This window comes from Streptomyces odontotermitis (assembly GCF_050510915.1).
Taxonomy (GTDB): domain Bacteria; phylum Actinomycetota; class Actinomycetes; order Streptomycetales; family Streptomycetaceae; genus Streptomyces.
Genome location: NZ_JBNJLS010000002.1, coordinates 168,211 through 181,668 on the forward strand (window position 1 = coordinate 168,211; position 13,458 = coordinate 181,668).

Genomic DNA, 13,458 nt, shown 5'->3' on the forward strand with positions numbered 1-13,458 from the left:
GATCATGACGACGGACCAGCGCACGATCACCAACCCGCGGACCCTGCACGACCCGACGCCCTTCGGCTACAGCCACGCGGTGTCGGCACCGGGCGAACTCGTCTTCATCGGCGGCCAGTACGCCTCCGACGCCGACGGCTCCCCCGTCCCCGGCGACTTCGCCGCCCAGGTGGAACTGGCCCTGGACCGACTGCGGTCGGCACTGGAGGGGGTGGGTCTCGGCTATGAACACGTGGTCCGCCTGGGCACCTTCATCGTCGAGCACGACCACGACAAGCTGGTGGCGCTCGGCAAGGTCCTGCACGAGCGCTTCGGCGGCCGCCTCCCGGCCCAGACCCTGAGCGGCGTGGCCTCGCTGGCGCTGCCGGGGATGCTGTTCGAGGTGGACGCGGTGGCGGTGCGCCCCTGACGACCCCGCCCCGCCCCCGCCTCCTCGCCGCTCGATCCTCCGGCCGCCGACCCCGGCACGCTGCCCGCTGCCCGACGCCCGCCGCCCTCTGCCCGCCGCCCGCCGCCCGCCGCCCGCCGCAGTCCCGCTTCCCACCATGCGTGATACTGCACTCCAGCCGGGCCGACGAGGCGGCCCACGCGACAGGGGGTGTCGGTGCGACCGCTGGCAGCGGATGATCCGCGACAGATCGGCCCGTTCCAGATCATCGGGGTGCTGGGCGGCGGCGGCATGGGGCGCGTCTACCTGGGCCGTACGGCGGGCGGGCGGACCGTCGCGGTGAAGACGGCGCACCGCGAGCTGGCCGACGACCCGCACTTCCGCACCCGGTTCGCCCGCGAGGTGGCCGCCGCACGCCAGGTGGGCGGGCCCTTCGTCGCCCCGGTCGTGGACGCGGAACCGCATGGACCGGCCCCGTGGATGGCGACCGACTACGTCCCCGGCCTCTCGCTCACCGATGCGGTCAGCGGCGAAGGGCCGCTCCCGGAGCCGTCGTTGCGGCTCCTCGCGACGGGCCTCGCCGAGGCGCTGTCCGCCATCCACGCCCAGGGCCTGGTCCACCGCGACCTGAAGCCGTCGAACGTCCTGCTGACCGCCGACGGCCCCCGCGTCATCGACTTCGGCATCGCCCACTCGGCCGTGCACACGGCGCTCACCCAGACCGGTGCGGCGCTCGGCACCCCGGGCTACATGGCACCGGAACAGGTCAGCGCGGCGGGCCCGGCGGTCACGGGCGCGGCGGACGTCTTCGCGCTCGGCGGCGTGCTCTTCTACGCGGCGACGGGCGGGGGCCCGTACGGCGCGGCTGACCCGCAGATCCTCCTGTACCGCACGGTCCACGAGGAGCCGCGCCTGGACCGGCTCCCCTCCTCCATGCGCACGTTCACGTCCGAGTGCCTGGCGAAGAACCCGGCCGACCGCCCCACAGTGCCCAGCATCCTGGCCGCGCTCGGCCCCGCGGGCCCGTACGACGGCTGGCTGCCGGCGGCGGTGACCAACCGCCTCCTGCGGCTCTCGGCGACGATCCTCGGCTCGGAGCACACGGCGACGGCCCCCGGCACACCGGCCGCTCCCCCTGCTCCCCCCACTCCCCCGCCCACGACCGCACACACGGAGCGGCCCCCGTCGCCGGGCAGCCCTTCCGCTCCGTTCCCACCCCCGGCCCAGGCCCCGACCCCGGCCCCTGCCCCGGTATCGACCCCGACCCCCGTCCCGGACCCGGTCGACAAGACGCAGACGGCCGCCGCCGCCCCGCCCCCGCTCCGTCAACCACCGCCCGCCGCCTACCCGTTCCCGACCACCCCGTCCGCAGCCCCTTCACCCGCACCTCCACGCCCCGCCCCGCGCGGCCTCTCTCGGCGGCGCGCGTTGATAGCCCTGTCCGTGACGGGAGTCGTCGGCGGGGGCGGCGCGCTGGCCTGGGCCATGCGCCCCGACGACGACCCGAAGGGTGACCCCAAGACCCCGGCGGGCAGCGGCAAGGGCTCCGGCTCCGGCGGCTCCGGGTCGCTCTTCGCGAGCCTCCCGGAGCACGTCCGCGAGAAGAGGCGCATCGCGGTGGGCTCCGACATCGCGTACGCACCCATGGAGTTCACCGGCAAGAACGGCAAGGTCACCGGCTTCGACGTCGACCTCGCGAACGCCCTCGGCAAGCACCTGGGCGTGCGCTTCGAGTTCGCCACGTCAGCCTTCGACTCCCTCATCCCCTCCCTCAACGCGCGCAGGTTCGACGTGGTCCTGTCGGCGATGGTCGACACGGAGGAGCGTCGGCGGGGCATGTCCAGCGGCAAGAAGACGGGTCCGGGAGTCGACTTCGTCGACTACCTCAACGCGGGTGTCGGGATCCTCGTCATGAAGGGCAACCCCGAGAAGATCTCCACCCTGGAGAGCCTGTGCGGCAAGAAGGTCGTGGTGCAGCGCGGCACCACCGGCCAGGACGTCGCCACCAGCGCGAAGGAGTCCTGCGGCAAGCCCCTCACGGTGACGGTCCGCGAGCTGGCGGACGAGGCCGTGAAGATACTCCAGTCGGGCGCCGCCTCCGCCTTCCTCTGCGACTACTTGTCCGCCGCTCACCTGGCTTCCACGACGAGCCCGGCCGGTGAACTCCAGGCGCTCCGGCAGCAGTTCACCCCCGAGCCCGTCGGCATGGCGGTCCGCAAGGACGACACGGCCCTGCGCGACGCCCTCAAGACCGCGCTGGCCCGCGTCATCAAGGACGGCACGTACGCGAAGCTGCTGGACCGCTGGGGGATCGAGGCGGCGGGAGTGGAGCGCGCGGCGATCAACGGCGGCTAGGGCGCGGTCAGCCTCTCGCCACCGCGACGATCACCAGGAGGAGCAGGAGGAACAGGAGGAGCGGCAGCCGGAGGTTCGGCAGCAGGAAAAGCACGATCTCCTCAAGGGCGCTCAGCGGCACGGGTGTTCCCCGAGCCATGCGGCCGCCGCGGCGGACCGCTCGGCGTGCCGTAGCCCGAGCCTCTTGAGCTTTCGACGGACCCGCTCACCGTACGGCGCCGGGAGTCCGGCCTCGGCCGCGGCGTGTGCCCAGGCGTCCCCGGTGCGAGCCCACAGGAGAGCCACGGCCTCCTCCGGCGCCCTCAACTGCCGTAACACCGTGACGATCCGCGGGTCGAAGAGCTCGGCCGCCAGCACGACGTCCTCGGGACTGTCGGCGCCCACGAGCAGATCGCTGAGGATCAGTCCCTCGCCGACGGCGCTGCCGAGGAGCGCGGTGCGCTGTCCGCGGATCCTCCGCTCCCACAACGGCTGTTGCAGCCGGTGCTCGGTCTGGATGTCGCGCCTCAACAGGCCGACCAGGGTGGGGGTGTCGGCCACGCCGCCCCCGAGGACGTGCACCCACTCCCCCAGCAGGGCCATCTCCACGGCCGCCCGCCATGCGACGGGGCGGGCCAGGCCCAGCCAGCTGCCGGCGAAGGTGTCCACGAGGGCCGCATCGCCCTCGATGGCGGCGTTGCGGGCCCGCAGGGCTTCCCTCATGGCGGAGCGGTCCGGCCAGGTCGGGCAGTGCCGCAGCGTCTCGGCCAGGTCCAGGAGGATCCCGGCGAGGCCGCTCGCACCGAGGAGCAGGCACTCCTGGCAGTCGGCCGCCCCCGACTCCTCCATCGCGTCCCGCACGCTCTCCACCGCACCCAGGGCTCGGGCCATCGCGGAGCTGAAGGCTTCCCCCTGGGTCTGGTGCCAGAAGTGGAGCAACCCGTGCACGTGCCTCTCACGGTCCTCGTGGGAGGGGCGCTGACGGGCGGCCTCGCAGGCACACAGGAGACACAGGCGGGCCGACTGCAGGTTGATCACGGGCGTTCCCCTCACGTGGCGACGAGCCTTCTCTCCTTGGGCCCGGCCAGGCAGCGGAACGGCAAGAAATCTCAGACCGGTTCTACCGCGCCCCGTACACCCTCCCCGGCGCCTCCGCCCCCGCCAACAGCTTCAGCGTCGTCTCGCCCGCCTCCGCCGGGGTCCAGCGGGCGCCCTTGTCGGCCGTGGGGCCGGGGCGCCAGCCCTCCATGACCGTGATGCGGCCCGCCTCCGCCTCGAAGACGCGGCCCGTGACGCCCGTCGATGCCTCGGAGCCGAGCCAGACGACCAGGGGGGAGACGTTCTCGGGGGCCATCGCGTCGAAGGCGCCCTCTTCAGGGGCGGCCATCGTCTCGGCGAAGGTGTCCTCCGTCATGCGGGTGCGGGCGGCGGGGGCGATGGCGTTGACGCGCACTCCGTAGGCGCCCAGTTCGGCCGACGCGACCATCGTGAGGCCCAGGATTCCGGCCTTGGCCGCGCTGTAGTTGCCCTGCCCGACGCTGCCCAACAGGCCCGCCCCGGAGCTGGTGTTGATCACACACGCGCGCGGGGTGCGGCCCGCCTTGGACTCGGTCCTCCAGTACGCGCCCGCGTGCTTCAGCGGCAGGAAGTGGCCCTTCAAGTGGACGCGCATCACGGCGTCCCACGCGTCCTCGTCGAGGTTGACCAGCATGCGGTCGCGCAGGAATCCCGCGTTGTTCACCAGGGTGTCCAGGCGGCCGTAGGTGTCGAGTGCCGTCCCGATCAGGCTCGCGGCACCCTCGGTCGTGGCGATGTCGCCGCCGTGGGCCACCGCCTCGCCGCCCGCCGCGCGGATCTCGGCCACCACGTCGTGCGCGGGGCCGCCGGACTCCCCCGAGCCGTCCGGCCCCACCCCCAGGTCATTGACGACGACGCGGGCGCCCTCGGCCGCGTACGCGCGCGCGTGCGCCCGCCCCAGCCCTCGGCCCGCCCCGGTGACGATCACGACCCGGCCTTCACAGATGCCCGGCATGGGGGAACTCCTTTGCTGTAGTCAGTGGTTGGCCGTCGCCGCGTCCAAGAACGCGGGGCGCTCTCCGCCGCCGTGCAGGTGCAGGGACGCGCCGCTGATGTAGCCCGCGGCGGCGGACGCCAGGAACACGCAGGCGTCGCCCACCTCTTCGGGGGTCGCGAGACGGCCCAGCGGGACCGTCCTCGCGACGGCCGCCACGCCCTCCTCGTCGCCGTAGTGGAGGTGCGCGCTCTCCGTGCGGGCCAGGCCGAGGACGACGGTGTTCACGCGCACCTCGGGGGCCCATTCGACGGCCATGGTGCGGGCCAGGTTCTCCAGGCCCGCCTTGGCCGCTCCGTACGGGCCGGAGCCCGGTGAGGGGCGGGTGCCGCTGACGCTGCCGATCATGGTGATGCTGCCGCCCGCCTCCTGTGCGCGCATCACCTCGCGGGCGGCGAGCGAGGCGTACAGCGGGGCCAGCAGGTTCAGTTCGACGATCTTGGCCTGGCGTGCGGGCGGGGTGTCGGCGAGGAGGCCGAAGGGGGTGCCGCCCGCGTTGTTGACGAGCGCGTCCAACCGGCCGTGATCCGCGGCCACTTGCGCGAAGAAGGCGTGTGTCGCGTCGGCGTCACGCAGGTCCAGTGCCCGGAACTCGGCCTCGGCGCCCGCCGCTTCGACCGGCTTGTCGGGCGGTCTGCGGGCACAGACGACGACGTGCGCGCCCGCGGCGAGGAAGCGCCGGGCAATGCCGGCGCCGACGCCGCGGGTGCCGCCGGTGACAACGGCCACCTGTTGCGTGTCAGTCATCGCTGCTACCTTTCCGAGTACCCAACTAACAAATGTTTGGTTGATGGCGCTCGGTTGAAAGGTAGCGGATCCGCTGATGTCTGTCTCCACCTCGACCCCGGACAAGGGCGTCGCCGTCGTCACCGTCGACTACCCACCCGTCAACGCCCTTCCCGTACAAGGGTGGTTCGACCTCGCGGACGCGGTGCGCGCCGCAGGCCGCGACCCAGACGTGCGCTGCGTGGTCCTCGCCGCCGAGGGGCGCGGGTTCAACGCGGGCGTGGACATCAAGGAGATGCAGCGCGACACCGGGCACCAGGCCCTGATCGGCGCCAACAGGGGCTGCTACGAAGCGTTTTCGGCGGTCTACGAGTGCCAGGTCCCGGTCATCGCAGCCGTCAATGGGTTCTGCCTGGGCGGCGGCATCGGCCTGGCGGGGAACGCGGACGCGATCGTGGCGAGCGACGACGCCACCTTCGGCCTCCCGGAGCTGGACCGCGGCGCCCTGGGCGCCGCGACGCACCTCGCGCGCCTCGTCCCGCAGCACCTGATGCGCGCCCTGTACTACACCTCGCGCACCGCGACCGCCGTCGAGCTGCACCAGCACGGATCGGTGTGGCGCGTCGTGCCGCGCGCCGAACTGCGCGCCGCGGCACTGGAGTTGGCCCGCGAGATAGCCCGCAAGGACGGGACGCTGCTGCGCTTCGCGAAGGCCGCGATCAACGGCATCGACCCGGTGGACGTGCACCGCAGCTACCGCTTCGAGCAGGGCTTCACCTTCGAGGCCAACCTGAGCGGCCTCGCGGACCGCATCCGTGACGGCTTCGGCAAGGAGGCGGAGGAGAAATGACCACCGACAAGACGATGTCACCCGAGGAGATCGTCGGGCGCCTGGAGAGCGGGATGACGCTCGGCATCGGCGGCTGGGGCGCGCGCCGCAAGCCGATGGCCCTGGTCCGCGCCCTGCTCCGCTCGGACGTCACCGACCTCACCGTGGTGTCGTACGGCGGCCCTGACGTGGGCCTGCTCAGCGCCGCCGGAAAGATCCGCAAGCTCGTCACGGCCTTCACCACGCTCGACTCGATCCCCCTGGAGCCGCACTTCAGGGCAGCGCGCGAACGGGGCGCCTTCGAGCTGGTCGAGCTGGACGAGGCGATGTTCATGCAGGGCCTCACCGCGGGCGCGCAGCGACTGCCGTTCCTGCCGATCCGCGCGGGCCTCGGCTCGGACGTCCTGCGGGTCAACCCGCAGCTGCGCACGGTCACTTCGCCGTACGCGGACGGGGAGGAGCTGCTCGCCGTGCCCGCCCTGCGCATGGACGCCACCCTGGTCCACCTCAACCGCGCCGACCGCCGGGGCAACGGCCAGTATCTGGGGCCCGACCCCTACTTCGACGACCTGTTCTGCGAGGCCGCGAGCGCCGCGTACGTTTCCTGTGAGCGTCTGGTCGAGTCCTGGTCCGACGAACCGGCCGCGGCGCCCCAGACGATGCTGGTGTCGCGGCACGCGGTGACGGGGGTGACCGAGACGCCGGGGGGCGCCCACTTCACCTCCTGCGTCCCGGACTACGGGCGTGACGAGCCCTTCCAGAAGGCGTACGCCACCGCGGCGGCCGACCCGGAGGCGTGGGCGGCCTTCCACGAGCGCTTCCTCGGCGGCAGCGAGCGGGACTACCAACTGGCCGTCCAGACCTGGCAGAAGGAGGACCACTCATGACCACTCCCGCCACCACCCCCTCCGGCGGTCTCTCCGGCGGCCCCTCCAGCGCTCCCTCCCCCGCCTCCCCCACGCCGACGCGCGCCGAGTACTGCGTGATCGCCTGCGCCGAGGCATGGCGGGACAACGGCGAGGTCCTGGCCTCGCCCATGGGCACGGTCCCCTCGATCGGCGCCCGGCTCGCCCGGCTCACCTTCGCGCCCGACCTCCTTCTGACGGACGGCGAGGCAATGCTCATCGGGGACGTGCCGGCCGTCGGGGCGCCCTCGGAGATGACGGAGGGCTGGCTCCCGTACCGCCGTCATCTCACGATGGTGATGGGCGGGCGGCGGCACGTGATGATGGGTGCGAGCCAGATCGACCGCTTCGGCAACCAGAACATCTCGTGCATCGGCGACTGGCGGCGCCCCAAGCGGCAGCTGCTCGGTGTGCGCGGGGCGCCCGTCAACACCCTCAACAATCCGGTGAGTTACTGGATCCCCCGGCATTCGACGCGGGTCTTCGTGGAGAAGGTCGACATGATCAGCGGGGTCGGCTACGACAGCGCGGCCGCCGCCGGTCCTTCGGCGACCCGCTTCCACGATCTGCGCCGGGTCGTCTCGGACCTCGGCGTCTTCGACTTCGCGACACCGGACCACGCGATGCGCGTGGTGTCCCTGCATCCCGGCGTGACGCTCGACCAGGTGCGGGAGGCCACGGGCTTCGCGCTCGTCGCGCCGGACGGCGAGGTCCCGGCCACGCGCGAGCCCACCGCCGAGGAGCTGCGGCTGATCCGCGAGGTGGTGGACCCGCGCGGCCTGCGCGACCGCGAGGTGCGGACATGACACCGCCCGCGCCGGACATCGAGCCGGACATCGAGCCAGGCATCGAGACGGCGCTCACCCGGCTCGTCGGGGTGCGGCACCCGATCATGCAGACCGGCATGGGCTGGGTCGCGGGCCCCCGGCTGGTCTCCGCGACGGCCGAGGCGGGCGCGCTCGGCATCCTCGCGTCGGCGACGATGACGCTCGATCAGCTGCGCTCGGCGGTACGTGAGGTCAAGTCCCGTACGGACGCGCCGTTCGGCGTCAATCTGCGGGCGGACGCCGGGGACGCCCGGGACCGGGTCCGGGTGATCATCGAGGAGGGGGTGCGGGTCGCGTCGTTCGCGCTCGCGCCGTCGAAGGAGCTGATCGCCGAGCTCAAGGACGCGGGGGTCGTCGTGATCCCCTCGATCGGCGCGCGGCGCCATGCCGAGAAGGTCGCGGCGTGGGGCGCGGACGCCGTCGTCGTGCAGGGCGGCGAGGGCGGCGGCCACACGGGCGAGGTGGCGACGACGGTGCTGCTGCCGCAGGTCGTGGACGCCGTCGACATTCCGGTGATCGCGGCGGGCGGCTTCCACGACGGCCGGGGCCTGGTCGCGGCGCTCGCCTACGGAGCGGCGGGCGTCGCGATGGGCACCCGCTTCCTGCTGACCTCGGACTCGACGGTGCCGGACCCGGTGAAGGCCCGCTACCTGGCGGCGACGGTCAAGGACATCACGGTCACCACGCGCGTGGACGGCCTCCCGCACCGCATGCTGCGCACCGAACTCGTCGCGTCCCTGGAGAAGTCGGGCCGGGCGGCGTCGCTGGCCCGCGCGGTCCGCCACGCGGCGGCGTTCCGCCGGATCTCGGGCCTCAGCTGGCTCCGCATGGCCCGCGACGGCCTCGCCATGAAGCACGGCAAGGACCTCACCTGGAGCCAGGTCCTGCTGGCCGCGAACACCCCGATGATGCTCAAGTCCGCGATGGTGGACGGCCGTCCGGACCTGGGAGTGATGGCGTCGGGCCAGGTGGCGGGCCTCTTGGAGGACGTGCCGTCGTGCGCGGAGCTGATCGGGCGGATCATGCGGGAGGCGGGTGAGACGAGGGAGCGGCTGTGCGGGCTCGCCGCGCCCGGGAGCTGAGGGGACGGCCCGGGAGAGAGCGGCCGTACGCGGGGGCCGCGGGTTCTGCGGGTTCTGCGGGTTCTGCGGGTCCTGCGCGGCTGCCGCGTCCCAGAGCCGAGAGCGCACCCCACGACTCAGCGCGCATCGGTCCCGGGTACGCCCCCGGCAGTGCGGCAGCCCCCCGGCAGTGCGGCAGCCCCCGGAAGCACGGCGCGCCCCGGTGCCAAGGCCCGCCTCGCAGCCGACGCCCCGGGCCAAGTCGGCCCTGGACGACCGGCCGCGTGCCTCTCAGCCGTCGAGGAACTCCCGTGCCCGTGCCGCCAGTCCGTCCGCCCCGCACGCCTCCGCGAGCGCGAGGCCCCGGCCGACCTCCGGTTCCGAGCGTGCCGCGATGCCGTATTCGACGCGGGCCACCGCGTGTTCGTACGCGCAGGGTGATGCCTCCAGGTAGGCGGCGGCTCGGGCGTAGAGGGCGACCGAGCGGGCGCCCGTGTCGAGGGCGGCGGCGCAGCGCAGGGCCTCGCCGATCGCCGTGTCCGTGCCGAATCGTTCGGCCTGGATGCGGGCGTCGGCGACGAGTTCGGCCGCGCGGCGCGGGTCCTCGTGGGCGAGGGCGCGGGCGAGGTCGTAGGGCCAGGGGGCGAGCACGGTGTTGTACTGGCCGCGGGCGGTCAACGCCTTGGCGGTGGCTTCGAGTTCGTTCAGGCCCTCCTCGGTGCGGCCCAGGGTGAGGAGGAGGCGGCCGCGTACCGATGCGGCGTCCGGGACGTAGATCGTGGACGCGGACGGCGGGGCGAAGCCGTAGCGGTCGGCGATCTCGCTGGCCGCCTCGGCGTGGCCGCGGGCCAGGAGCGTGTCGATGAGCATGCTCGCGGCCTCCCAGTGCATGGGCAGGCCCTGACCGACGCGGTCGGCGAGGCGCAGGCTCTCGCGCAGGGAGCGCTCGGCCTCGACCAGGCGGCCGCGGCGGCGGTTCACATAGCCGACGAGGGCGTGCGAGAGGGCGAGGTGGCCGCCGCTCCAGCCCGCCGTCTCGTAGGCCCGCACCGCCTCGGTGAAGAGGCTCTCCGCGCGGTCGAGGCGGTCCGTGAAGGCGTACGAGAAGCCGAGCATCAGACGGAGTTCGAAGGTCCACTCCGTGTCGGTCCAGCCGAGGCCGGGTGCGAGGCGGCCGTTGACGAGGGCGCGGTCGCAGAACTCGACGACCTCTTCCGCGTTCTCCCCGCGGGTCATGGCGTCGAAGGCGCGGAGGATGAGCAGGGCGCGCTCCGCGTTGTCCCGGCCGGTGAGGGGGCCGGCGAGCGCGGCCAGGCGGCGGGACCTGCCGGGCGAGTCCTCCTCGCCCGCGTGGATGCCCTCCCACATGTAGCGGACGGCCTGGAGGCGCATCCGGTCGGGCCCCTGGGCGAGGCGGGCGGCCTCGTCGTCGATGGCCTTGAGGCCCTCCTCCAACTGGTCGTTGTGGACGAGCGCCTGGGAGAGGCGGCAGACGGCGTCGACGCGCAGCGACGGGTCGAGGCCGCGCATGGACAGGGCCTCGCGCAGGTGCCCGACGGTGGTGGCGGGCGAGGTGAGGAGGGTGGCGCAGCCGAGTTCGTAGAGCACGCGCGCGTGGGTCTCGGGCAGGGGCGGTTCGCGCAGGGCCCGCTCCAGGCAGCGGCGGGCCGCGTCCGGGGCGCCCACCGCGAGGTGTTCGGCGGCGGCCGCGCGCAGCTGGCTGACCAGATCGGGGTCGTCGTCCGGGTGGACTTCGAGGAGGTGGCGGGACGCGGCGGCGGGGCCGAGCCCGGACTGGGTGACGGCCCAGGCCGCCTGGCCGTGCATGGCGGTGCGGGTGGCGGACGGGATGGCGCGGTAGACGGCGCTGGCGATCAGCGGATGGACGAACTCGAGCCCGGCGTCGTCCCCGACGAGGATGCGGGCGCTGCGCAGCCGGTCCGCGCACCGCTCGGCGTCGTCGCGGCGCAACCCGGCGAGCTGGGCCGCGAGGTCGAGGGAGATGTCGCTGCCCAGGATGGCGGCGGCCCAGGCGAACCGCGTGACATCGATGCCGAGACCTTCGAGCCGGTCCACCAGACCGCGGCCGCGCGCCGAGCGGTTGAGGGCGCGCAGCTCGCCCGCGGAGCCGTCCACCGGCTCGATGCCGCTGTCCTGGACCTTGGCGAGGAGCTCCACGGACTCGTACGGGTTGCCGCCGGTGACGGCCCAGACCTCGCGGCAGAACGGGTCGTCGGCGTGCTCGCCGAGGGTGGCGCGGGTCAGGCCCGCGGCGGCGGCCGGGGTGAGGGCGCGCAGGGTGGTGAAGGGGCGGGCGGCGGCGCCGACGGCCGCGAGGTGGCGGGCGCTGTCGCCGGTGGCCTCGCCGGGGCGGTGGGCGACCACGACGAGGACCGGGAGCGCGTCGAGGACCTGGGCGAACGCGGCGAGCCAGTGGAGGGTCTCCTGGTCGGCCCAGTGCGCGTCGTCGATGAGGAGGACGAGGGGCCAGTGCAGCCGGGCGAGGCGGGACACCGCTTCGACGAGTCCGTCGCAGACGCCCTGCGGGTCGGCCTGGCCTCCGCCGGGTTCGACTATGCCGAGGGCCGGGCCCGCGATCTCGTAGCGGTCGCCGAGGTATTCGCGGGCCTCGTCGGCGGTGAGGGAGACGAGGGCGGGCTGGAGCAGCTGCCGCACCACGTTGAACGGGACCGAGGTGACGGTCTCGCCGCCGCGGGCGGACCAGACGGTGGCGCGGCCGTCGGCGATGCGGCGGACTTCGGCCAGGAGGGCGGTCTTGCCGATGCCCGCCTCTCCGTTGAAGACGAGGAGGCCGCCGGAGTGCCTCGCCCCCGTCCCTTCCGAGCAGAGGTCGTCGACGGCTCGGGCGACGGCGTCGAGCTCGTCGTCACGCTCCCACAGCGGGGCCCAGGCGGTGCCTGCGGGCCGTCCCTGTGTCATCGCGCTACCTCCCGGGGTCGCTCATTCGACGTACAGACCTCGAGACTAGCCGGGCCGGGGCCGTCGCGGAGCACGGTCTGCCCAGCTGACGCCGCAAGGGGTGAAGGACTTGACGGGCCCTCACCGAGTGGTGTCGCCGAGCGGTCCGCGACGGTCGGCACGGTGCGTGGAGCGCCCCGAAAGAGTCAAAGTCGCTCAATGACGGTCACGTTGGCCTGACCTCCACCCTCGCACATCGTCTGGAGTCCGAACCGGCCACCGGTGCGCTCCAATTCGTGCAGGAGCGTGGTCGTCAGCTTGACACCGGTGGCGCCGAGGGGGTGGCCGAGGGCGATCGCGCCGCCGTTCACGTTCACCTTCTCCGGGTCGGCGCCGGTCTCCTTGAGCCAGGCGAGGACGACGGGCGCGAACGCCTCGTTGATCTCCACGAGGTCGATGTCGTCCAGGCTCATGCCGGTCTTCTTGAGGGCGTACGCGGTGGCGGGGATCGGCGCGGAGAGCATGCGGATGGGGTCCTCGCCGCGTACGGAGAGGTGGTGGATGCGGGCCCGCGGGGTCAATCCGTGTTCCTGGACGGCCCGTTCGCTCGCGATCAGCAGCGCCGCGGCGCCGTCGGAGACCTGCGAGGAGCAGGCGGCGGTGATGGTGCCGCCCTCCATGACGGGCCGCAGGCCCGCCATCTTCTCCAGCGTCGTGTCCCGGCGCGGTCCCTCGTCCGTCGTCACCTCGCCGTACGCGACGAGTTCGCGGTCGAAGCGGCCCTCGTCGATGGCGCGCAGCGCGCGCTGGTGGGAGCGGAGCGCGAACTCCTCCATGTCGAGCCGGGATATGCCCCACTTCTCGGCGATCAGCTGGGCGCCGTGGAACTGGTTGACGGGCTGGTCCCCGTAACGGGCGCGCCAGCCCGAACTGCCCAGGTACGGGCCCTCGGTGAGGCCGAGGGGCTCGGCGGCCTGCCGGGAGGCGAAGGCGATGGGGATCATCGACATGTTCTGCGTGCCGCCCGCGACCACCAGGTCCTGGGTGCCGGAGAGGACCCCCTGGGCGGCGAAGTGCAGGGCCTGCTGCGAGGATCCGCACTGCCGGTCCACCGTCACGCCGGGCACCTCCTCGGGCAGTCCGGCCGCGAGCCAGCAGGTGCGCGCGATGTCACCGGCCTGCGGGCCGACCGTGTCCAGGCAGCCGAAGACGACGTCCTCGACGGCGGCCGGGTCGACTCCCGTGCGCTCGACGAGCGCCGTGAGGACGTGCGCCCCCAGGTCGGCGGGGTGGACCGCGGCGAGGCCCCCCTTGCGCCGCCCGACGGGGGTGCGGACCGCTTCGACGATGTAAGCCTCGGCCATGACGGATCCCTTCCGTGGTCATGTGCTCATGTGG

At 73.5% G+C, this 13,458-nt stretch carries 11 protein-coding genes; 6 read left to right on the plus strand and 5 right to left on the minus strand.

Translation table 11 applies throughout. From position 1 onward, the window contains the following. Positions 1–4 precede the first annotated feature (4 nt). On the plus strand, positions 5–409 hold the full coding sequence (locus tag ACQB60_RS06920) for a RidA family protein (protein WP_496924928.1): 405 nt from the start codon (positions 5–7) through the stop codon (positions 407–409). A gap of 195 nt (positions 410–604) precedes the next feature. Next, positions 605–2,743, plus strand: coding sequence for a bifunctional serine/threonine-protein kinase/transporter substrate-binding domain-containing protein (locus tag ACQB60_RS06925; RefSeq protein ID WP_496924929.1), 2,139 nt, complete (start codon positions 605–607; stop codon positions 2,741–2,743). Positions 2,744–2,854: 111 nt separating this feature from the next. Here ACQB60_RS06925 and ACQB60_RS06930 read toward each other — a convergent pair whose 3' ends face one another. The 3 genes from ACQB60_RS06930 to ACQB60_RS06940 all read right to left on the minus strand — a co-directional run bounded on the left by ACQB60_RS06930 (position 2,855) and on the right by ACQB60_RS06940 (position 5,540). Beyond that, positions 2,855–3,760, minus strand: a complete 906-nt coding sequence (locus tag ACQB60_RS06930) for a hypothetical protein (RefSeq protein ID WP_496924930.1) — start codon at positions 3,758–3,760, stop codon at positions 2,855–2,857. Positions 3,761–3,842: 82 nt separating this feature from the next. Continuing rightward, entirely contained in the window at positions 3,843–4,754 is a 912-nt protein-coding gene (locus ACQB60_RS06935) for an SDR family oxidoreductase (RefSeq protein ID WP_496924931.1), read from the minus strand. A gap of 21 nt (positions 4,755–4,775) precedes the next feature. Further along, positions 4,776–5,540, minus strand: coding sequence for an SDR family oxidoreductase (locus ACQB60_RS06940; RefSeq protein WP_496924932.1), 765 nt, complete (start codon positions 5,538–5,540; stop codon positions 4,776–4,778). Positions 5,541–5,616: 76 nt separating this feature from the next. Between ACQB60_RS06940 and ACQB60_RS06945 the strand changes: the two genes are divergently transcribed. From ACQB60_RS06945 to ACQB60_RS06960, 4 genes are read left to right on the plus strand one after another with little or no spacing between them, the layout of a single operon-like run. Continuing rightward, positions 5,617–6,369: an enoyl-CoA hydratase family protein gene (locus ACQB60_RS06945; RefSeq protein WP_496924933.1), complete on the plus strand. Its 753-nt coding sequence runs from the start codon at positions 5,617–5,619 to the stop codon at positions 6,367–6,369. Beyond that, positions 6,366–7,235 (plus strand): CoA transferase subunit A, encoded by an 870-nt coding sequence (locus tag ACQB60_RS06950; protein ID WP_496924934.1) that lies wholly within the window; start codon positions 6,366–6,368, stop codon positions 7,233–7,235. Before ACQB60_RS06945 ends, ACQB60_RS06950 begins: the two co-directional genes overlap by 4 nt. Beyond that, on the plus strand, positions 7,232–8,059 hold the full coding sequence (locus ACQB60_RS06955; RefSeq protein WP_496924935.1) for a CoA-transferase subunit beta: 828 nt from the start codon (positions 7,232–7,234) through the stop codon (positions 8,057–8,059). Before ACQB60_RS06950 ends, ACQB60_RS06955 begins: the two co-directional genes overlap by 4 nt. Before the next feature lie 41 nt (positions 8,060–8,100). Beyond that, positions 8,101–9,162, plus strand: coding sequence for an NAD(P)H-dependent flavin oxidoreductase (locus tag ACQB60_RS06960; RefSeq protein ID WP_496925626.1), 1,062 nt, complete (start codon positions 8,101–8,103; stop codon positions 9,160–9,162). 270 nt (positions 9,163–9,432) lie between these two features. Here ACQB60_RS06960 and ACQB60_RS06965 read toward each other — a convergent pair whose 3' ends face one another. Then, positions 9,433–12,081 carry an ATP-binding protein gene (locus tag ACQB60_RS06965; protein ID WP_496924936.1) on the minus strand — a complete coding sequence of 883 codons (2,649 nt, stop codon included), beginning with the start codon at positions 12,079–12,081 and terminating at the stop codon, positions 9,433–9,435. Between the two features lie 185 nt (positions 12,082–12,266). After that, complete coding sequence (locus ACQB60_RS06970; RefSeq protein ID WP_496924937.1) at positions 12,267–13,424, minus strand: acetyl-CoA C-acetyltransferase; 1,158 nt, start codon at positions 13,422–13,424, stop codon at positions 12,267–12,269. Between the last annotated feature and the right edge of the window lie 34 nt (positions 13,425–13,458).